The 20,819-nt window shown below is 72.5% G+C and carries 18 protein-coding genes; 5 read left to right on the top strand and 13 right to left on the bottom strand.

Annotated features, from left to right (window positions below; all coding sequences use genetic code 11):
* The first annotated feature begins 8 nt into the window (after positions 1-8).
* The 3 genes from HD596_RS28040 (at position 9) to HD596_RS28030 (ending at position 3,792) form a co-directional block, all read left to right on the top strand.
* Complete coding sequence (locus HD596_RS28040; protein ID WP_313044843.1) at positions 9-806, top strand: alpha/beta hydrolase; 798 nt, start codon at positions 9-11, stop codon at positions 804-806.
* 67 nt (positions 807-873) lie between these two features.
* The gene (locus HD596_RS28035) at positions 874-2,409 is read left to right on the top strand and encodes a carboxylesterase/lipase family protein (protein ID WP_185072298.1); all 1,536 of its coding nucleotides are present in this window, start codon (positions 874-876) and stop codon (positions 2,407-2,409) included.
* 51 nt (positions 2,410-2,460) lie between these two features.
* Positions 2,461-3,792 (top strand): penicillin-binding transpeptidase domain-containing protein, encoded by a 1,332-nt coding sequence (locus tag HD596_RS28030; RefSeq protein ID WP_185072297.1) that lies wholly within the window; start codon positions 2,461-2,463, stop codon positions 3,790-3,792.
* A gap of 18 nt (positions 3,793-3,810) precedes the next feature.
* On the opposite strand, the gene HD596_RS28025 is transcribed toward HD596_RS28030, so the two are convergent.
* The 3 genes from HD596_RS28025 to HD596_RS28015 are packed head-to-tail and all read right to left on the bottom strand — an operon-like array spanning position 3,811 to position 7,030.
* Entirely contained in the window at positions 3,811-4,479 is a 669-nt protein-coding gene (locus tag HD596_RS28025; RefSeq protein ID WP_185072296.1) for a GntR family transcriptional regulator, read from the bottom strand.
* Positions 4,476-5,600 (bottom strand): CaiB/BaiF CoA transferase family protein, encoded by a 1,125-nt coding sequence (locus HD596_RS28020; RefSeq protein WP_185072295.1) that lies wholly within the window; start codon positions 5,598-5,600, stop codon positions 4,476-4,478. Before HD596_RS28020 ends, HD596_RS28025 begins: the two co-directional genes overlap by 4 nt.
* Entirely contained in the window at positions 5,597-7,030 is a 1,434-nt protein-coding gene (locus HD596_RS28015; RefSeq protein ID WP_221519545.1) for an aldehyde dehydrogenase family protein, read from the bottom strand. The genes HD596_RS28020 and HD596_RS28015 overlap by 4 nt, the downstream gene beginning before the upstream one ends.
* Before the next feature lie 67 nt (positions 7,031-7,097).
* Between HD596_RS28015 and HD596_RS28010 the strand changes: the two genes are divergently transcribed.
* Positions 7,098-8,261, top strand: a complete 1,164-nt coding sequence (locus HD596_RS28010; protein WP_185072293.1) for an acyl-CoA dehydrogenase family protein — start codon at positions 7,098-7,100, stop codon at positions 8,259-8,261.
* Here the strand turns inward: HD596_RS28010 and HD596_RS28005 are convergent, their stop codons facing one another.
* Genes HD596_RS28005 through HD596_RS27965 form a run of 9 tightly spaced genes read right to left on the bottom strand, consistent with a single transcriptional unit; the run spans position 8,262 to position 17,954 of the window.
* A complete protein-coding gene (locus HD596_RS28005; RefSeq protein ID WP_185072292.1) occupies positions 8,262-9,329 on the bottom strand; it encodes a C45 family autoproteolytic acyltransferase/hydrolase in 1,068 nt (355 codons plus the stop codon). It abuts the gene before it with no gap.
* A complete protein-coding gene (locus HD596_RS28000) occupies positions 9,326-9,922 on the bottom strand; it encodes an FMN-binding negative transcriptional regulator (RefSeq protein WP_185072291.1) in 597 nt (198 codons plus the stop codon). The genes HD596_RS28005 and HD596_RS28000 overlap by 4 nt, the downstream gene beginning before the upstream one ends.
* A 4-nt stretch (positions 9,923-9,926) precedes the next feature.
* The gene (locus tag HD596_RS27995; RefSeq protein WP_185072290.1) at positions 9,927-10,925 is read right to left on the bottom strand and encodes a P1 family peptidase; all 999 of its coding nucleotides are present in this window, start codon (positions 10,923-10,925) and stop codon (positions 9,927-9,929) included.
* Positions 10,922-11,683 (bottom strand): ABC transporter ATP-binding protein, encoded by a 762-nt coding sequence (locus tag HD596_RS27990; protein WP_185072289.1) that lies wholly within the window; start codon positions 11,681-11,683, stop codon positions 10,922-10,924. The genes HD596_RS27995 and HD596_RS27990 overlap by 4 nt, the downstream gene beginning before the upstream one ends.
* Positions 11,680-12,636, bottom strand: a complete 957-nt coding sequence (locus HD596_RS27985; protein ID WP_185072288.1) for an ABC transporter ATP-binding protein — start codon at positions 12,634-12,636, stop codon at positions 11,680-11,682. Before HD596_RS27985 ends, HD596_RS27990 begins: the two co-directional genes overlap by 4 nt.
* Positions 12,633-13,451: an ABC transporter permease gene (locus HD596_RS27980; protein WP_185072287.1), complete on the bottom strand. Its 819-nt coding sequence runs from the start codon at positions 13,449-13,451 to the stop codon at positions 12,633-12,635. The genes HD596_RS27985 and HD596_RS27980 overlap by 4 nt, the downstream gene beginning before the upstream one ends.
* Complete coding sequence (locus tag HD596_RS27975) at positions 13,448-14,416, bottom strand: ABC transporter permease (RefSeq protein ID WP_185072286.1); 969 nt, start codon at positions 14,414-14,416, stop codon at positions 13,448-13,450. Before HD596_RS27975 ends, HD596_RS27980 begins: the two co-directional genes overlap by 4 nt.
* A 2-nt stretch (positions 14,417-14,418) precedes the next feature.
* Entirely contained in the window at positions 14,419-16,041 is a 1,623-nt protein-coding gene (locus tag HD596_RS27970; RefSeq protein ID WP_185072285.1) for an ABC transporter substrate-binding protein, read from the bottom strand.
* Between the two features lie 14 nt (positions 16,042-16,055).
* A complete protein-coding gene (locus tag HD596_RS27965; protein ID WP_185072284.1) occupies positions 16,056-17,954 on the bottom strand; it encodes a primary-amine oxidase in 1,899 nt (632 codons plus the stop codon).
* A gap of 588 nt (positions 17,955-18,542) precedes the next feature.
* On the opposite strand from HD596_RS27965, the gene HD596_RS64940 reads away from it, so the two are divergent.
* Positions 18,543-19,829, top strand: coding sequence for a LacI family DNA-binding transcriptional regulator (locus HD596_RS64940; protein ID WP_221519544.1), 1,287 nt, complete (start codon positions 18,543-18,545; stop codon positions 19,827-19,829).
* A gap of 4 nt (positions 19,830-19,833) precedes the next feature.
* Here HD596_RS64940 and HD596_RS27955 read toward each other — a convergent pair whose 3' ends face one another.
* Positions 19,834-20,502 carry a lytic polysaccharide monooxygenase auxiliary activity family 9 protein gene (locus HD596_RS27955; protein WP_185072283.1) on the bottom strand — a complete coding sequence of 223 codons (669 nt, stop codon included), beginning with the start codon at positions 20,500-20,502 and terminating at the stop codon, positions 19,834-19,836.
* Between the last annotated feature and the right edge of the window lie 317 nt (positions 20,503-20,819).

Here is a 20,819-nt window from a genome sequence, read left to right as displayed (position 1 = left end):
GTGGCAGGGTGACGACGCTGACGCGCGCCGCCCTCGTGGTGGTCGCGGTGCTGCTCCTGCTGCTCGCCCTGCTGTGGGTGTTCCAGCGGCGGCTGATCTACCTGCCCGACAGCGCGCCCGTGCCGCCCGCCGCCGAGGTCGTCCCGGGCGCGCGGGACGTCACGTTCACGACCGGCGACGGGCTCCGGCTGGCGGCCTGGTACGTCCCCGGCACCCGCGGCGTGACCGTCCTGATCGCGGGCGGGAACGCGGGCAACCGGCGCGACCGGGCCCCCTTGGCCCGCGCGCTGTCGGACCGCGGGTTCGCGGTGCTCCTCATGGACTACCGCGGCTACGGCGGCAACCCCGGCACCCCGACCGAGGAAGGGCTGCACCGGGACGCCCTGGCCGCCCGTGACCACCTCGGCGACACCCGTGTCATCTACTTCGGCGAGAGCCTGGGCGCGGCCGTGGTCACCCGGCTCGCCCTGGAGCGCCCGCCCGGCGGCCTGGTGCTGCGTTCCCCGTTCACCGACCTGGCCGCCGCCGGCCGGGCCAACTACCCGTTCCTGCCGGTCAGGACGCTGCTGCGGGACCGCTTCCCGGTCGCGGAGGGCATCCGGCGGGTGCGGGCGCCGGTCGTCGTCGTGTACGGCACCCACGACACGATCGTGCCCCCGCGGCTCAGCAGGGCGGTCGCCGAGGCGGCGGGAGAGCGGGCCACCACCGTCGAGGTCGCCGGGGCGGGCCACAACGACCTCGTCATGCTGGCGGGCGACGAGGTCGTGGGCGCCGTGGTCGACCTGGCCGGGCGAACAAATCAGTAGTCCCACGCCCCCTCTGCGGGTACGGTCAGGAACGGAAGGATTACGTACCGTAGTATCAGGGGGCCCAGTGAGACTCGTTCGCGCCGCAGCGGCAGCGCTCTCCCTGGTCATGACCACCACTCCCGCCGTCGCGGAGTCGGCTCCGTCCGCGCTGGTGCACACCGACAAGGGCGTGGTCAAGGGCGAGGTGAGCAAGGACCACCGGGCCTTCCGCGGCATCCCGTACGCCGAGCCGCCCACGGGCGCGCTGCGCTGGCGGCCGCCGCAGCCGGCCAAGCCGTGGACGGGCGTCCGCGACGCGACGGCCTACGGCAGCCAGTGCGCGCAGCTCGCCGAGGTCTACGGCGGCAAGACGTCGTACGGCGAGGACTGCCTCTACCTCAACGTCACCGCGCCGCGCAGGGGGCGCGACCGGCCGGTCATGGTGTGGCTGCACGGCGGCGGCAACGCCAGCGGCAACCCCGCCCTCTACGACCTGACCAGGCTGGCGACCCGGGGCGGCGTCGTGGTCGTGAGCGTCAACTACCGGCTGGGCGCGCTCGGCTGGCTGGCGCACTCCGCGCTCGAGACGGGCGAGCGCTACCAGAGCGGCAACTACGGGCTGCTCGACCAGCAGGCGGCGCTGCGCTGGGTGCGGCGGAACATCGCGGCGTTCGGCGGCGACCCCCGCAACGTGACGCTGTTCGGCGAGTCCGCCGGAGCCGCCGACATCTGCGCCGGTCTGGCCTCGCCCACCGCCGCCGGGCTGTTCGACAAGGCGATCGTGCAGAGCTTCAGCTGCTCCTCCCCCACGCGCACCGAGGAGGAGGCCGAGGCCGAGGGGGCCAGGTTCGCCGAGGCCGTGGGGTGCGCCGCCGGGGCCGCCGCCTGCCTGCGGGCGCTGCCGGTCAAGACGCTGCTGGAGGCGTTCCGGGGCCACCAGCCGTACCCGGTCGCGGGCGGCGACCACGTGCTGCCGCTGCAGCCCCGCGCGGCGCTGGAGAGCGGCCGGATCAACCGCGTGCCCGTCATGCACGGCAACACGCTCGACGAGATGCGCCTGTACACCGGCCTGACCTACCCCAAGCCGATCACGCAGGCGCAGTACGAGCAGCTCGTGCGCGGCACGTACGGGGGCAACGCCGAGCAGGTCCTGGGCCGCTATCCCGCCACCGGCCATCCCGACCCGCGGATCGGGCTGGCCACCCTGCTGACCGACGGCACCGGCCCGCTCGCCACCTGCGCGCACCAGGACGCCTTCGGCCTGCTCTCCCGGGCCGGGGTGGAGGTCTACGCCTACCAGTTCGCCGACCGCACCGCGCCGCCGCTGATGGACGTGCCCGGCTTCGAGGAGGGCGCCGAGCACGCGACGGAGCTGATCTACCTGTTCCCCGGCCTGACCGGCCGGCTCAACGCCGAGCAGGAGCGGCTGTCGAACGCGATGATCGGCTACTGGACGTCGTTCGCCCGCGACGGCCACCCGAACGCCCCCTGGGCCCCGCGCTGGCCGCTCTTCCGCGGCTCCGGCGACGTGCTCAGCCTGGCGCCGGGACGCGGCGGCATCCACCCGACCGACACGGCCGGCGCCAGCAATTGCGCCTTCTGGGGCTCTCTGCAGTCATGAGGGCTCATAATGCGGGTTGTCCCTGAAGATCCGCGAGCCCTGAGGTGAGCCATGAAACCGCTCCGCGTCGTCGTGGCCGCCGTGGGGGCGGCGGCGCTGCTGGCCGGCGGCTTCCTGTTACTGCGCGGCGGCGACACCGCGCCGCCGCCGCGTGACCACCTGGCGGTCGCGCCCGTGGTCGTGCGCCCCAACGTGCTGGTGGACGCCCAGGGCGCGGTCCTGGAGGAGCTCGCCGGCGACTGCTCGGCGAGCCGCTACCCGTACGTCTGCATGCGGGCGAAGGAGGAGCTCGACGCGGACCTGCTCCGCCGCGGCGGCCTGACCATCGCGACGGCGATCGACCAGCGCACGCAGCGGGCCGCCCAGCAGGGCATCGACCGGTACGTGCGCCGCGAGGACGCGCCGGTCGCCGCCCAGGCCATGATCGTGCCGGGCACCGGCGAGATCAGGGCCCTGGCCGCCAGCCGCGCGCTCGGTCCCGGCAACAATCTGCCCGGCGGCCGGTTCGGCTTCCAGCACGGCACCACGGCGATGGTGTACACGCTGGCGGCCGCGCTGGAGAGCGGCATGCGTTACGACGACGGCTTCCCCTACCTCAGCCAGTATCGGGCGGCGAACTACCACGCGTTCAAGAACTGCAAAGGTCAGAACGTCGCCGAGCCGTCATTCTCGATCCTCAACCGGCAGCGCGACCACGGCGCGTTCACGACCCTGCGCTCGGGCACCCGGGCCGCCGAGAACACGTTCTTCATGAAGCTGACGGAGAAGGTCGGTCTGTGCAAAAGCGTCCAGATGGCCCAGCGCCTCGGGCTGAAGCGGGCCGACGACCTGCCGTTGATGGAATACGAGACGTTCTCGTTGGGGGTCAACGAGGTGGACCCGGTCGCGCTCGCCGGCTCGTACGCCACCCTCGCGGCGCGCGGCAGGCGGTGCGAGCCGCGGCTGGTGACGGAGGTGCGCGGCGACACGGGTGTCGTACGTGCCTTCCCGGCGCGCTGCCAGGAGGCGCTGGAGCCCGCGGTCGCCGACGCGGTGACCGGCGTGCTGGCGGAGGCCCTGGCCAAGGGCCCGCTCAAGGGGCTCGGCCGGGACGCGGCGGGCATGGAGGGCACCACGAACGAATTCTCCAGCGCCTGGTACGCCGGCTACACCCCCGACCTGGCCGCCGCCGTCGCGCTCGGCGACCCGCGCGGCGCGGTCAAGCACAAGCTGTCGGACATCACCATCGGCGGCCGCCGCTACCGGCAGGTCGAGGGCACGTCGATCCCCGGCCCGATCTGGACGTCCTCGATGGCGGAGGCCCTGGCCGGCAGCCCGGGCACGGCGTTCACGGAACCGGACCTGGCGCGATTCGGCGGCTGCCGCGACAACTGCGCGCCGTGACCGCTCCGGCCGCCCCGATCAGGAGGGGTGGGGAAGGAGTGACTCCAGCTCGGCGACCGCGTGGGCGCGGTGGACGTCGAGCGTCGTCACGGCCTCGTCGGCGGCGTGGCGGCGCAGGGCGTCGAGGGTGGCGCGGTGCTCCTTGACGACCCGCTCCCGGTTGCCCGCGTCGCCGTAGTACATCGAGCGGTAGGCGTCCGTGGTGTCCCACAGCGTCCTGATCAGGCGCACCAGCCGGGGCATGCCCGCGCAGTCGAACAGCGTCATGTGGAACAGCCGGTTGGCCATCGCCATGGCCAGCACGTCGCCCGCCGCGGCGGCCCGCTCGACCTCCTCCTGGGCCGACTCCAGCCGGGCGAGGTCGGCGTCGGTGAGCCGTTCGACGGCCCGCCGGACGGCCTCCTCCTCCAGCAGCTCGCGGATGCGGTAGACCTCGCGCAGGTCGTCGAGCGAGAGCGTGGCGACGCAGTAGCCCTTGTGCGCCTTGTAGGTGACCAGGCCCTCGCCTTCGAGCGTCTTGAGCGCCTCGCGCAGGGGAACGCGGCTGACCTGCAGCTCCTCGGCCAGCGCGTCCTGCCGGATGGGGGCGCCGGGACGCAGGCGGCCGGTGGTGATGGCACGGCGGAGCTCGGCCAGCACGAACTGCTGGGCCGTCGGCGGCCTGCGTCCTGCCTCGTCCGAACTCATCGCCCCAATATCTCACGAACCCAGTCCTCGTCCTCCCCCAGCCGGGGCGGCCGGCGGCGGTAGGAGGGCGGCGTGGCGCTGAGCCGCAGGGGGTTGGCGACCTGGCCGACCCCGTCGAGCTGTACGGAGGGTTCGAGGCCGAGGTCGTCGGCCAGGGCGAAGGCGGCGGCCAGGTCGTTGATCGGGCCGCAGGGCACCCCGGCGGCGGTGAGCGTCTCGAACCACTCGTCGGCCGTGCGGGCGGCCAGCGCCGCGTTGAGCTCGGCGACGAGCCCGACGCGGCCGGCGACCCGGTCCGCGTTGGTGGCGTAGCGGGGGTCGCCGGCGAGGTCCGGGCGGTCCAGCGCCTTGCAGAGGGCCTGGAACTGGCGGTCGTTGCCGGCCGCGATCACGATCGGGCGGTCGGCGGCCTCGAAGACCTCGTACGGCACGATGCTGGGATGCCGGTTGCCCATCGCCTGGGGCACCACTCCGGCGGCGGCGTAGGCGGAGGCGTGGTTGGTGAGCGCCGACAGGAGGGACGACAGCAGCGAGACCTCGACGTGCTGCCCCTCGCCGGTGTCGTCGCGGTGGCGGAGCGCGGCCAGGATGCCCAGCCCGGCGTGCAGGCCGGTGATCACGTCCACCAGCGCCACGCCGGCCTTCGTGCCGGGCCCGCCGGGCTCGCCCGTGACGCTCATCAGGCCGCCCACCGCCTGCGCGATCAGGTCGTAGCCGGGCAGCCCGGCACCGGGTCCCGACCCGAACCCGGTGATCGAGCAGTACACCAGCCCCGGGTTGAGCTCGCGCAGCGCGGGGTAGCCGAGCCCGAGCCGGTCCATCGTGCCGGGCCGGAAGTTCTCGACCAGCACGTCCGCCCGGGCGGCCAGGGCCCGCGCGACCTCGATGTCGGCCCGCAGGTCGAGGGCGATCGAGCGCTTGTTGCGGTTGACGCCGAGGAAGTACGTGGCCTCGCCGTCGGGCGCGTACGGCGGCCCCCAGGCGCGGGTGTCGTCCCCCGCGCCCGGCCGCTCCACCTTGACCACCTCCGCGCCCAGATCGGCCAGCAGCATCGTGGCGTACGGCCCTGCCAGCACCCGGCTGAAGTCCGCCACCAGCAACCCCGACAGCGCACCACTCACGCCGGCGCCCCCAGGTAGACGGTCATCGTGTGGGTGAAGAACTCGCGGGCCGCCCGCCCCTGCTCCTTGGGCCCGAACCCGCTCTGCTTGACCCCGCCGAACGGCACGTACGGGAAGGTCCCGGCGGACTCGGAGTTGATGTGCAGTACGCCGACGTCCAACCGCTCGACCGCCTGCAGGGCCACGCCCAGGTCCCTGGTGAAGATGGCCGCCGACAGGCCGTGGTCGCTGAGGTTGGCCAGCCCCAGCGCCTCCTCGGTCCCCGACGCCCGCACCACGCCCACCACGGGCCCGAACAGCTCGGTACGCCAGAAGTCCACCCCGGTCCCCGGCAGGTCGAGCACCGTCGGCGGCACGAACCAGCCCTCGCCGTCGTACGGGGAGGCGCCCGCCAGCGGCTTGGCCCCCTCGTCCACGGCCCGCGCCACCCCGGACGTCACCCGGTCCCGGGCGGCCGAGCTGACCAGCGGGCCCATCTCGACGCCGGGCGACAGGGGGTCGCCGACCACGAGGCGCGCGGCCCGTTCGGCCACCCGCGCCAGCAGCTCGTCCGCGACCGGGGCGGCCACGATGAGCCGCGAGGTGGCCGTGCACTTCTGGCCCGTGGAGCGGAACGCGCCCAGGCAGACCTGCTCGGCCGCGTGGTCGAGGTCGGCGTCGGCGAGCACGACGGAGGCGTTCTTGCCGCCCATCTCCGTCTGCACCGGCTTGCCCAGCTCGCCGCAGCGCGCGATCACGGCCCGGCCGACCGCGGTGGAGCCGGTGAACGAGATCGCGTCCACGCCGGGGTGGTCCACGATGGCCGAGCCGGCCTCGGCCTCGCCGTACACGAGGTTGAGCACGCCGTCCGGCAGCCCCGCCGAGGTCAGCGCCCTCGCCAGCCGGTAGGCCAGCAGCGGCACGAGCGACGACGGCTTCCACACGACGGTGTTGCCGTAGCTGAGGGCGGGCGCGATCTTCCAGGCGGGGATGGCGATCGGGAAGTTGAACGGCGTGATCAGCCCGGCCACGCCGATCGGCTTGCGGACCACGAGGACGTTCTCGCCGGGCCGTGGGGAGGCGAAGATCTCGCCGCTCTCGCGGTCGGCCTCGCCCGCGTAGTAGCGCAGGATCCGGGCCGAGCCCCGCACCTCGGCGACCGCCTCGGGCAGCGTCTTGCCCTCCTCGCGGGCCAGCTCGGCGCCCCACTCGTCGGCGGCGGCGTCCACGAGGTCGGCGGCGGCCACGAGCACCGCCGCGCGGGCGTGGTGCGGCGTCGCCGCCCACCCGGGCGCCGCCGCGCGGGCCGCGGCCACGGCCCGCTCCACCTCGGCCGCGGCGGCGAAACGCCCCCGGGCGACCACTTCACCGGGCCGGGCCGGGTTGGTGTCGGCGAACTCCTCGCCGTCGCCCTCGACCCAGCGGCCGCCGATCAGATTCAGAACGTCCATGGTCAACGAACCCTAACTGTGCCATATTGGATTTTCAATATTGGATCCAAAATACGGAGGCCATTCGATGATCACTCCGACCGCGCTCTTCGCCTTCGACACGCTGCTCACCGAGGAGGAGCGCGAGATCAGGAACACGGTCAGGCGTGTCTGCGACCGGGAGATCCGCCCGCACGTCGCGGAGTGGTTCGAGACCGGTGAGCTGCCGGCCCGCGAGCTGGCCCGCACGCTCGGCTCGCTCGGCGTGCTCGGCATGCACCTTGAGGGGTACGGCTGCGCGGGCATGGGGGCGGTCTCGTACGGGCTGGCCTGCCTGGAGCTGGAGGCGGCCGACTCCGGGCTGCGCAGCCTGGTCTCGGTGCAGGGCTCCCTCGCGATGTACGCCATCTGGAAGTACGGCAGCGAGGAGCAGAAGCAGGAGTGGCTGCCCGCGATGGCGGCCGGCGAGCGCATCGGCTGCTTCGGCCTGACCGAGCCCGACTTCGGCTCCGACCCGGCGGGCATGCGGACCACGGCCAAGCGCGAGGGCGGCGACTGGGTGCTGAACGGCACCAAGATGTGGATCACCAACGGCTCGGTCTCGGACGTGGCGGTGGTGTGGGCGCGTACGGACGAGGGCGTCAGGGGCTTCCTGGTCCCGGCGGGCACCCCGGGCTTCACCGTGAACGACGTCAAGCACAAGATCTCGCTGCGCGCGAGCGTGACGAGCGAGCTGGTGCTCGACGGGGTGCGCCTGCCGGACGCGGCCCTGCTGCCCGGCGCGAGGGGCCTGTCGGGGCCGCTCGGCTGCCTGAACGAGGCGCGGTTCGGGATCGTGTTCGGGGCGATGGGGGCGGCGCTCGACTGCCTGGAGACGGCCATCGCGTACGCGGGCGACCGCGAGGTGTTCGCCAGGCCGCTGGCCTCGTACCAGCTCACCCAGGAGAAGCTCGCCGACATGGCGCTGGAGCTGGGCAAGGGCCTGCTGCTCGCCGTGCACCTGGGCCGGCTGAAGGAGGCCGGGACGATCACCCCCGAGCAGGTGAGCGCCGGCAAGCTGAACAACGTGCGCGAGGCCCTGGAGATCGCCAGGAAGTGCCGCACGCTGCTCGGAGCGAGCGGCATCACCCTCGAATACCCGGTGATCAGGCACGCCGTGAACCTCGAGTCGGTGCTGACCTACGAGGGCACGTCCGAGATCCACTCCCTGGTCCTGGGCAAGGCGCTCACCGGGATCGCCGCGTTCCACTGATCAGAACGTCTGCCAGGTCGCCTCGGTGACCTGGCACGGCCCGCCCTGGTGCACCCGCAGCCGCGCGCCGACGAGGTCGAGCGCGATCGTCGCGACAGTCTCCCACCGCTGGTTGATCGGCATCGTCTGGTCCGGGTGAGCGCAGACGGGCGCGTCGTCGGGGCCGTGGCTGAGCATGGCCAGCGCCCGCTTGGTGTGGTCGTCGCTGCTCAGGCCCTCGATGTTGGCCCGCAGGTGCTGGAACCTGACGTACGTGCTGGGCCGGTCGGTGGAGTGCCGCTCGTCCTTGGCCAGCGCGGGGTCGAGGAAGTGGTTGCAGTGCTGCAGCACGCCGTCGGGCTCCGGCGGTATGACCGCGACCCCGGCCGGGGAGATCTCGATCGAGGCCGCGTCCGACGAGGTGACGGCCGTGATGACGGTCGAGGCCGAGACGGTGGCCGAGCGCGCGATGTCGGCGGCCTCCGCCACCGTGGTGGCCTCGTCCAGGATCCTGCGGGCGATCAGGTGGACGGGCACGCCGAGGTCGGCCGTGTCGGAGTCGTGACGCAGGATGTTGAAGTGGATGCCGAGCCCGCCCGTGTTCACCCCGATCTTGGCCAGCGCCCCGGCCTCGGTGAACGTGCGCACGACGTGCCCAGGCCGCGGCTCCAGCTCCCAGAGCATGGGCGCGTCGCGCAGGTGGTCGTGCCAGTCCCACGTCTGCACCGTGCGCGGCGCCTCCCCCGCCCCGGGCAGCACGACGGAGGTGGAGCACTCGCCCTCGCCGGTCGCGTCGATGGCGGCCAGGATCTCCGTGCGCGCGTTGACGACGGCGACCTGCCAGGGCTCCAGGCCGGCGCCGCCCGCGATCCCCGCGATCTCCTCCGCCAGGTGCGGCGCCCATTCGGCGGTGCGCTCCAGGGCCGCCTCGCCCCATGCGCGGACCTGCGTCGCGGTGGCGCCCGCGACGGTGAACAGGTCGGAGTAACCGGAGAGGTTGGCACGGATCGCCTTGCTCCTGTGCGTGCCGAGTTCTTTGCCGCGGGCTCGGGGGTCAATCTGCGTGGACGTGAAGGTGGGGAAAGTCATGAACCATCCATCAGGTCGGCGAGCCTGGGGTTCTCGGCCGCGAACGAGGCGCGGACGCGCGCGTACCGCTCGGCGTCGATGTCCTGGCTCAGTTTGAACATGCTCTTCTCGGTATGCACATGCACCCGAAAAGCCACTACCCCCGGCAAGAGCGCGGCGAACCTGTCCCTGGACGCAGGGGTCGGCTCCCAGGAGGGCGTACGGAGCGACTCCAGGGCCGTGACCGTGCGCTCCACCACGTCGAGCGCGTCGTCGAGCAGCTCCACCCGTCCCGTCACGTGCACGGCCGCGTAGTCCCAGGTCGGGACGGCCGGGTCGGTCGCGTACACGGTGGGCGAGACGTACCCGTGCGCGCCGGAGAAGACGACGAGCACCTCGGGCGAGGACTCGAAGGAGCGCCAGTGCGGGTTGGCGCGGGCCATGTGGCCGAGCAACGCGCCGCCTTCGAGCACGCCGCCCTCCAGGATGACGGGGACGTGCGTGGCGACCGGCACGCCGTCCACCGTGCTGACGACCAGGGCGAACGGGTTACGCCTGACCAGCTCGACCGCCTGGGCCGGGTCCTTGGCGGCGTAACGGGGGAAGACGTGCACGGGGCTACTCCACCGCGCTCAGGACGGCGTCCCAGGCGAGCTCCGACGCGAGCGTCCCGAGGCCGGTGGGCTTGACGCTGATCAGGTCCACCTCGTCGGTGGTCAGCGCGAACAGCACGTCGCCGTCGTTCATGGTGTGGAACGGCTGGATGCCGCGGTGCATGGAGCTGTGCACCTGCCGGCCCACCTGGAGCAGCTCGACGTCGGTCAGCTTCACGTTCGTCACCATGACGGTCAGCGTGGTGTTTCCCATGACGGCCGGGGCCGGGTCGCCCACCATCGCGGCGTAGTCGGCGCCGGGGTGGCGGCGGGCGCCGTCCTCGGCGTGGTAGTTACCGCGCACGATCCCGCCCTGCCGGTCGACGACCGCGCCGACGGCGTTGACCACGGTCGCCACCAGCACCTTGGCCTCGCCGAACACGCCGAACGCGGCCCCCTGGCCGGCGAACTCGGCCCGGCCGAAGTCCACCTTGCCGGCGCTCGCCGTGCGGCCCGCGCCGCACCGGCCGACCGGGAACTCGCCTTCGACGGCGTTGCGGAGCGCGGCCCGGCCCAGCTCGCCGTCCGGGTAGACGGCGGTCTCCCTGGCCGAGAAGTCGTAGATCACCGCGCCGGACACGAGCTGGAGGTCGTCCCAGCGGGTCCGGTTGTCCCTGCGGGCCAGCAGCTCGTCGCTCACGCCCGCGGCGGCGGCCAGGCCGTACACCGAGCCGCCGGCGAAGCAGATGGCGTGGTTGTAGTCGTACCCGCCGCTCATGCCGACCGCGCCGCCGCGGGCGTCCACGGCCGTGCGCGCGCCCGCCGGTACGTGGATCACGGTGCACCCGGTGGGGCCCTCGGCGTACTCGGCCGTGCCGACGAGCACGCCGGGCAGGTCGAACGCGACCGACCCGCGCCCGGGGCTGGCCTGCGGGGTCAGCGGCAGGTCCGCGTTGCGCGGCACGCCGGGCGCGAACGACGACGGGGTGGCGAGCCGGGGCTCGTTCGTCACCGACTTGTTCATAGGGCCTCCAGAAGCTGCTTCGAGTACTCGTGGGCGGGTGCCGTGTAGAAGGTGGCCGTGTCGGCGGTCTCGACGATCTCGCCCTTGCGCATGACGGCGATCCGGTCGGCGACGTAGCGGACCGCGCCGAGGTCGTGGGAGATGAACAGGGCGCTGAAGCCGTACTCGGCCTGCAGGTCCTTGATGAGGTTGAGTATCTGCACCTGCACGGAGACGTCGAGCGCGCTGACGGCCTCGTCGAAGACGATGAACCTGGGCCGGGTGACCAGCGCACGGGCGATGGAGACCCGCTGCCGCTGGCCGCCGGACAGCTCATGGGGGTAGCGCGAGGCGAACGACGCCTCCAGCCCCACGTGCTCCAGCATCTCGGTGACCGCGTCGCCGGCCGGGCGGCCGAGCACGTCCAGCGGCTCGGCGACGCTCTGGCCGACGCGCATGCGCGGGTTGAGCGACCAGTGGGGGTGCTGCAGCACGGCCTGCATCCGCCCCGCCAGCTCGCGCCGCCGCTTGGGGAAGGGCCGGCCGTCGAACCTGACCGTGCCGGACGCCGGCCGCTGCAGGCCGAGCGCGACCCGGCTGGTGGTCGTCTTGCCCGACCCGGACTCGCCGACCAGGCCGAGCGTCTCCCCCTCCGCCACGGACAGGGACACGTGCCGCATGGCGTCCAGATGGATCCGCCGCAGCGGCGGGCCTGCGGCGAAGGTGACGGTGACGTCATCGAGTTCGAGTATCACGCCGCAGTCACCTGCCCTGCTCATGGCCTCACTCCGTTCGGCGGCTCGGTCGCTGGAATCCGTCGCGGGGCCCGGTGGCAGAGCACGTCCTGCTCGCCGACCCTGACCGGCTCCGGGCGCTCGTGCTCGCAGCGCTCCTCCGCGAACGGGCAGCGCGGCGCGAAGGCGCAGCCCGGCGACGGCCCGGTCAGGACGGGCGGGCGGCCGCGCACGGGCTCCAGGCGGACGCCGTGGGCCGCGGCGGCGGGCGCCGACCCGGCCAGCGCCGCCGTGTAGGGGTGGGCGGGATTGCCCAGCACCTCGCGGGCGGGCCCGGTCTCGACGACCCGGCCGCCGTACATGACCGCGACCCGGTCGCACCTGCGGGCGACGGCGGGCAGGTCGTGGCTGAGCCACAGGATGCTCGTCCCGGCCGCGGCGGCCAGGGAGAAGACCACGTTCAGCACCTCCTCGCGCACCTGGCTGTCCAGCGCGGCGGTGGGCTCGTCCGCGACGAGCAGCTCGGGCCCGGTGGCCATGGCCATCGCGATGGCCACCCGCTGCGCCATGCCGCCGGAGAGCTGGTGCGGGTACGCGCGCATGACCCGGGGGTCGTCGAGCTTGACCCGCCCCAAATGGAAGCCCACGTCGGCGCCGCGCCCGAGCACCAGGCGGAGCTGGTCGCCGACGCGCATGGTCGGGTCAAGCGAGGCGATCGGGTCCTGGAAGACGAACCCGAGATGTTTCCTGCGCAGGCGGCGCAGCCGGTCGGCGGGCAGGTCGAACACCGGCTCCCCGGCCACCACGACCTCCCCCTCGCTCCGCCGGGCCGCCCTGGGCAGCAGCCGGCCGACGGCGGAGCCGAGCGTGGACTTGCCGGACCCGCTCTCGCCGACCAGGCCGACGGTCTCCCCCTGCGCCACCTCCAGGTCGGCGCCGTCCAGCGCCCTGGTCCCGGCGTAGTCGATCACCAGGTTCCGCACCGTGAGCAGGCTCATGTCAAAGACCTCGTCTCCCGGGGTTCGAGGCGGTCGCGCAGCCCGTCGCCCACCACATTGATCGCCAGGATCGCCGCCACGAGCACGACCCCCGGGCCGAGGATCAGCCAGGGCGCGGCGATCATGTAGGTGCCGCCCTGCTGGATCAGCACGCCGAGCGAGGCCTGCGGCGGCTGGACGCCGAACCCGAGGAAGCTCAGCCCGCCCTCGACCGCGATCCCGACCGACAGCGCGTACGTGCCCTGCACCGCGATCGTGCCCGCCACGTTGGGCAGCACGTGCCGCCCGAGCACGCGTGGCAGCCCGGCCCCGCTGATGACGGCCGAGGTGACGTAGTCGCGCTGCGAGACGGCCACGGCGGCGGCCCGCACCAGCCGGGTCATCAGCGGGATCGTGACCAGCACGATGCTGGCCAGCGCCGCCGTCTGCCCGGGACCGAGCACCGCGGCGACCAGGATCGCGAGCACGATGGCGGGGAAGGAGTAGAGCACCTCGACCAGGCGCATCACCAGCTCGTTCAGGTAGCCGCCGCGGTATCCGGCGATGATGCCGAACGTCGCGCTCAGCGCCGCCGTCACCAGCACGGCGACGGACGACAGCAGCAGCGTCGTGCCCACGCCCTCCATGACGCGCGGCAGCACCGAGCGGCCCAGGTTGTCGGTGCCCAGCCACCAGCCGGGCCCCGGCGGCTGCAGGCGCGGGCCGACGATCGCGTCCGGGTCTCCCCCGGCCCCGACCAGCGAGCCCAGCGCGAACACCACCAGGACCGCCAGGCAGACGAGCCCGCCGATGGACAGCCGGTCCAGCTTCCTCATGAACGCCTCCCCGCGAGCACGCCCAGCCTCGGGTCCAGGACTCCGACGAGCAAGTCGATCAGCACGTTCATCACGATGAACACCGCCGCCGCCAGCAGCACGCCCGCCTGCACGACCGCGTAGTCGCGGCGGCCGACGGCCTGCACGATGTAGGAGCCGACGCCCGGCAGGTTGAACACGTGCTCCACGATGAGCGCCCCGCCCAGCAGGTACGCGGTGATGGTGCCGAGCAGCGTCACCACCGGGGCGGCGGCGTTGCGCAGGATGTGGTGCCGGACGATGAACCACGGCGACTCGCCGCGCCCCACTGCGGCCGTGACGTACGGCTCGACCAGCACGCCGAGCACGGCGTCCCGGGTGGTCCTGGCGGTGACGGAGATGGCGAACACCGACAGGACGGCGGCCGGCAGCACCATCGTGGCCAGGTTCGCGGCCGGGTCCCGGGTGAATGGCACCCACGTGCCGACCTGCAGGCCGAGCGCGTACCGGGAGAAGACGAACACGACCAGGCTGCCCAGCACGAACTCCGGCACGCTGACGCCGAGCCCGCTGAGCAGCCGCCCCGCCGCGCCCCCGCCGCCCGGCCGGGCGCGCACGGCGGTGAGCACGCCCAGCGGCACCCCCACCAGCGCGCTGGCGACCACGGCCAGCACGGTCAGCTCGCCGGTCACCGGCAGCCGGGCCAGGAGCTCCGCGCCGACCGGCTGGCGGCTGATCATCGAGATGCCGAAGTCGCCGCCCGCGACGGCGGCCAGCCAGTGCCCGTACTGCATGAACACCGGCTGGTCGAGCCCGTAGCGGGCGGCCAGCTCCGCCTTCTGCTCGGCCGTGGCGAACGGGCCCAGCACGGTCTCCGCGAAACCGCCGGGCATCAGGCGCACGGCCGTGAAGATCAGCACGGAGACGCCCAGGAGCGTGGCGGCCGAGCTGAGCGCCCGGCCGGACCACCACATCAGCAGGCGCATGGCTACTGGGTCTTCTTCACGCGGGCGTCGGCGATCAGGCGCAGCACGTTGCCGTACCCCTCGGTGGCGTACAGGCTGGGGCTGAGCGCGTCGGTGCGGAACGCGATCGTGGCCGGGCGGGTGACCAGCGGGATCATCTGCGCGTCGGTGTCGGCCTTGGCGCAGACGGCCGCCAGCGCCTTGTCGCGGGCGGCCCCCGCGGGCTCCTTGCCGGCCGCGTCGATGAGGGTGTTCAGCTCCTTGTCCGGCTTCATGAAGCCGACGTTGAAGCCGGCCGTCTCGGGGTTCCACCACTTGGTGACCATGCCGGGGTCGGCGTAACCGGCGAACCAGGACAGCGCGGCGTCGAACTCGGCGGGCGCCTTGCCGTACACCTTGCCCGACCAGCTCGCCTCGTCCAGCTGCTCGATCTTCACGGTGATGCCGGCCTGCTGGAGGTTCTGCTGGATCACCTGGGCGACCGCCGGGGCGGGCTCGGTGGAGAAGATGCTGAGCGTGAACGTCAGGTTCTGGGCGCCCGCGTCGGCCAGCAGCTTCTTCGCCTCGTCCACGCTCTTGGACGACGACGGCAGCGCGGCGGGGTCGCACGCGCCCGGCAGGCCCGCCGGGGTGATCGCCGTCGGCCTGCCCTTGCCGCCGAGCGCCACGTCGGCGATCTGCTTCGGGTCGAGCGCGATGGCGACGGCCTGGCGCACCCTCGGGTCGGCGAACTTGGAGCTCGGCGCCTGGGTGTTGAGCATGAGGTAGTAGAAGTCGGTGGTGGCCTGGGTGACGACCTGGACGTTCTTCGCCCCGGCCAGCATGGTCGCCGAGTCGACGTTGCCCAGCGTGGCCAGGGCGGCGCTGCCGTTCTGCAGGGCGGCGATGCGCGCGGCCTCCTCCGGGGCGATCGTCACGTTGACGGCCTCGGCGGCCGGCTTGCCCTTGGCCCAGTACTTGTCGTTGCGCTTGAAGGTCCACGACACGTCCTGGCGGTGGTTCTCCACCACGTACGGGCCGGTGCCGAGCAGCGTCTTGGCCGGGTCGACCGACTTGTCGTCGATCTCCTTCATGGGCAGGACGGCGGCGGGGATGTTGGCGAGGGCGGCCAGGAACGGCGTGTACGGCTCGTTCAGGGTGACCTTGACGGCGCGGTCGCCGTCCTTGGTGACCGACTTGACCGGGCCGAGCTGGCCGCGCCAGACCGACTTGGAGGCCAGCAGCCGCTTCAGGCTGCCCACGACGTCGTCGGCCGTCATCTCGCGGCCGTTGGAGAAGGTGACGCCGTCGCGCAGGTGGAAGACGTACGTCTTGGGGTCGGGGGTGTCCCACTTCTCGGCCAGCATGGGCTGGATGCTGAAGTCGGGGCCCACCGTGACGAGCGTCTCGTAGGAGAGCGAGAGCAGCTGCCAGGTGGTGGCGACGTCGGCGAGCTGCGGGTCGTAGCCGGTGGCGGCGCCGCTGTCGATGTGCACGGCCAGGTTGAGCGTGCCGCCGACGGGGAGGGACTGGTCGGCTGTGGCGAGGTAACCGGTCGGGTTGGGCTGGTCGGAGGCTGTGGCGGGGGTGGTGGTCGTTCCGGTGGCGGCGCAGGCCGAGGCCAGCAGGGCTGCCATGACACCGCAGGCCAGGCGTATGGGACGCATGGGCCTCTTCTCCTCTAGTGGCAGGAACGTTCGGCGGCGCTCGGCGGGACGTCGAGCGTGGGGTTGCGGTCGAAGAACCCGACCGGCTTGAGTACGAAGCCGCACGTGTCGACCGGCATGATCGGCCAGTCCTCCGTGCGGGGGAAATGCGTCAGGCCGAACGTGTGCCACAGCACGATGTCCTGCCCGTCGATGTCGCGGTCGGCCCTGGTGTAGGTGGGCAGGCCCGCGCCGCCGGGATGCTGGTTGACCAGGTCACCGGCAGGATAGCGCTCCGCGGGATGGTACCGCGTCACCCACAGGTGCCTGGTCGCGAACTCGGCCCGCCTGCTGATCGACGACTTCGGGTGCGCGAGCAGGGCCGGCTTGCCCTCGGGGTGCAGGGCGTAGCCGACCGGGCGGCCGAGGCGGTTGCGGACGTCGGGGTTGACGACATGCCAGGTGCGCTCCCTGGCGAGGTCGGCGTCGCGCCGCCCCTCCCCCTCGGTGCGCAGCCGCTTCACGGCGCGGCCGAAGGCGTTGCCGTACGGGCTCTCGACCGCGACCGCCTCCACCTCGTCGACCGCGTTCGCCACGCCGTCCACCGTCATGTCCAGCCGGGCGCTGAACAGGTGCTGGTGGTACGGCGCCGCCAGCCCCGGGGCGACCTCCGAGCTGTAGGGCGCGGCGCGGTCGTCGTAGGCGCCGGTGAAGACGATGCCGGTGGCCTTGACCTCCAGCTCGATGGTCCCGTCGAGGTAGAGGTACCAGTAGAAGCCGTAGTCGTAGTTGCCCACCGTGACGAAGAACGAGATCACCAGGCGCCGCTGCCTGCGGGTCTCCCTGGAGCCGTTGGCCGGATCGGTGTGCTTCCACAGCACGCCGTAGTCCTCCTCGTGCATGCAGATCGCGTTCGTGATCACCTTGGGCACGCCGGCGCCGTCCGTCACGACGGCGTCGAAGTAGGTGATCTCGCCGAGGCAGTCGCAGCCGAGCTCCAGGGAGTTGGCCAGCTTGCCGAGCTGGTACTCGCCGGTGTCGAAGTAGTTCTGCCAGAACCGGATCGGGCTCGGGTCGCCGTACGGGACCAGCATCTCCGCCACCGACGCCCGGTAGACGATCGGCCTGACGCGGCCGTCGTCCTCGAAGCCGATCTGGTGGAGGGTGAGCCCTTCGCGCATGTCGTAGCCGAGGCGCAGGCTCCACTTCTCCCAGGTGACCAGGGGGCCGTCGACCGTGAAGCTGGGGCCGTCCGGCTGGGTGATGTGGATGGGCTTCTGCGTGGTCCGGTGCGGGCCGAGGTGGTAGTCGCCGGGCTCGGCGGGGATCGGCTGGGGGCCGGTGTCCACGATCTCCATGACCTCGCCCTTGACCAGGTCCACGTACGCGACCAGGCCGTCCACGGGGTGGGCCCACGGCAGGCTCTCGGGCGTGGGCATCAGGTGCGCCAGCACCCTCGCCACCCGCCGGCCCTCCTCCTTGGGGAGGCCGAAGTTGCCCGCGCTCAGCGCGGCCAGGTAGACGCCCGCCGGGTCCTCGATCCCCCGGCGCCGCAGCGCCTCCGCCCAGGCCGGGTCCTCTCTCAGCACCCGCCTGACCAGGGCGTGCTCCTCGTCCAGCATGGGCACCTGGCCGTCGGTGAGCGGGTCGATGGGCCTGCGCTCCTCGACCGTGCCCGCGCTGATCGACACGATCACGTCCTCGGCCGTGTCGGTGGCGAGGTCCAGGAGGAACGCGCGGGCCCGGCGTCCGACGGGGGCGCCCGGCTCGTACGCCAGGACCTCATCCTTCGGCGGCTCCTCCAGGCCGAGGTAGGCCACCCGCACCGTGTCGGTCAGCAGGCCCTCCTGCATCAGGATCCGCCTGACCTCGTCGATCTCCTGTGCGGCGAGGGGGTCGAGAGGATGGGGGTGCTTCCCGGTGGTCAGGTGCAACGTTCCGCCCCTTTCTGATGCCGGAACGTTCCGGCAAGGTTTGGGCTAACTTAGTTGCGACTCCCGGACGGAGACAAGACCCAAGCCCCACCCGAAACAGACCGTTTACCGAACCCCCCTACCGCCCCTCCCACCCACGGCCGCACCACCGGACGAGCCAGAACACCGGAGGACCCCGCCGCCCAGGAAACGCCTGGACCCCCGCAGGGCCCGCCGCGCAGGAAACGCCTGGACCACCGAAGGGCCCCGCCGCGCGGGAAAACACCTGGACCACCGAAGGGGCCTGCCTCCCACGACGCGCAAACCGCCGAACTGACCGGCCACACCGCAAACGCGGACCCCCGAAGGACCCGCCACCCCCCGAAACGGGCAGACCACCGAACTGACCACCCACACCCGAAACGCGGACCCCCGAAGGACCCGCCACCCCCCGAAACGGGCAGACCACCGAACCGACCGCCCACACCCGAAACGCGAGACCCCCGAAGGACCCGCCACCGTAAGACGCGGAGACCGCCTGGCGGCCCGGTGCGGGGTGCGGCGCCTCGCGCGGCGGAAGTGGGCGATCAGGGCCGCTAGCATCGGGGCGTGCGAGCAGACGAGGGGCGCGAGCGGGCAGGCGTGCGCACGGAGGAGCCGGTCACGATCCTCACCGTCGCCAGGGAGGCGGGGGTGTCGAAGACGACGGCCTCCGACGCGCTGCGCGGCTCCGGGCGGGTCTCCGAGCGCACCCGGGAGGCGGTCGCGCAGGTCGCCGAGCGGCTCGGCTACGTACCCAACGGCTCGGCCAGGCACCTGCGCAAGGCCAGCACCGGCACCATCGGCCTGCACGTTCCCGAAGTCCTGACCCGCTCCTCCTACTACATGTCGTTCGTGTTCGGCGTGGTGGAGCAGGCGGCGCGGCACGACTACGACGTCACGCTGATCACCTCCGGCCAGCGCCGCTCACGGCCGCCCCGCGTGGACGGCCTCGTGCTCGGGGACCCGCTGGGAGGCGACCCCGTGGTGGAGAGCCTGATGGCGACGGGCCTGCCGACGGTCTCGTGCGAACGCTTCCCCGGCTCCCGGCAGGCGGACGGCGTGGTCTGGTCGGAACACGCCTCGATGCTGGGCCGCCTCCTCGACCACCTGCGCGAGTCGGGCGCGTCACGCCCGGCGCTCATCGTGGCCGGGGATGAGAGCGACTGGGCGGCGAGCGTGCACCGGGGCTACCTGGAGTGGTGCGCGGCGCACGGGGTGGTGCCGCTGGTGCGGCGGGTGTCCTTCGACGCCTCGGGCGACGAGGTCCGAGCCGCCGCCCGCGCCCTCCTCGAAGCCGGAGGCGCCCACCGAGGCACCGAACCCGGCGACCATCGAGCCATCGACCAAGGGGCCGAGCACGGCGACGATCGCTCCACCGACCAAGAGGCCGCGCACCGCGACGGCCGGTCAACCTCCCGAGGGGCCGAGCGGGGCAATGGCCGCTCCATCAGCCGAGACGCCGATCAGCGGCCGGGCGGGGCGGTGACCTTGGGGAACGGCGGGGACGGGACTTTGGATGGCCCGGTGCGTGCGCCGGCCGGGGCGGTGGCTTTGGGGAGGGGCGGGGACGGGCCGTTGGATGCCCTGGTTTGTGCGCCGGCCGGGGCGGCGACCGAGGTGGCGCCGCTGCTGCGGGAGGCCGGGGTGAACGTGCTGCTCGCCTCGTGCGTCGACAGCGCCGCCACCCGCCAGTCCGACCCGCCGATCACCGCGATCGACCTGCGCCCGAAGGAAGCGGGGGCGAGCTGCGCGGAGTTGCTGTTCGAGCTGCTGTCCGGGGCCGCGCCCGTGGGCACGGAACGCGTACACCCGATAGAGCTCTCCATCCGCGCCTCGACCCGCCCCCGCCCGTAGCGGCTCAGCCGAAGTTGACGTCGCTGCAGAAGTAGAACGACTGGTCCATGTGCGAGGCCTGCCAGATCGTGTAGATCACGTGACGGCCGGTGCGCGAGCCCTTGCTGATGTTGCTGATCGTGTACACGTCACCGGGCGCGTACTTGGGGGTCGTGCGGACCAGCTCCAGGTTGTTCCAGCCCAGGGGCGTGGTGACGGCGTTGTAGCCCTGGCGGGTGATGTAGACCTTGATGTAGTCCGCGCCGTGCCTGGCCTGGTCGTTCAGGCGGATGTTGAACGTGCTGCCGGTCAGGTTCGCCATCGTCCATGCTCCCGGCGTGTCCATGGAGCGGTAACGGCCGCCTTCCGTCAGGCCCGCGCTGCACAGCTGGCCGTTGGGGATGACGGCCTCATGGTTGCCGCCGACCCCGTTGCGGTAGAGGCCGTTCCAGTTCCACATGGCGTTGGTGTTGTCCTGCCACGCCTGCCAGCACATGGGGTCCTGCTGCTGCATGGCGGGGTTCTGGAAGTCGTTGCCCCAGCGCAGCCAGCAGCCGTAGTTGCGGGAGGCGGGGTCGACGACCGAGCCGTGTGCCGAGGCGGACTCGGCCAGGGGCACGGCGAAGATCATCGCCGTGGTCAGCAGCACAGCGAGGGCGCGCCGCGCCCAGCGGTGGGGTCCGGCTTGGGGCATAGTGCGATCTCCGTGTTCCGGTCGGGGGGTTCCGGGAAAGGGGAGCGCTCCGCGGGGCGACCGTATCTGACCCCGCAAGTCCACACAAATGACGGGCTATGTCAGCTCATGGTCATCTCTCCACATACCCAGGTCGGCGTGCCGGATGAGCAGGGGAAAGGGCTTTCCCACTAACTCGCTCATTGACTGAAACTTTCACTTATGTCCGATCCGGAGGGCATGTATCAATACGTGACTGGACCAGAACTTAAAGTGATGAGAATTGGGGAAGTAGCATGTGGGCGAGGGTAAGGTTCCCGATACTTGGTGGGTGACCG

Origin of the sequence: Nonomuraea jabiensis (assembly GCF_014204795.1) — a bacterium.
In the GTDB taxonomy this organism is placed as follows: domain Bacteria; phylum Actinomycetota; class Actinomycetes; order Streptosporangiales; family Streptosporangiaceae; genus Nonomuraea; species Nonomuraea jabiensis.
Note: the sequence above shows the minus strand (reverse complement) of the source record. Positions and strands in the feature narration are given on the sequence as shown.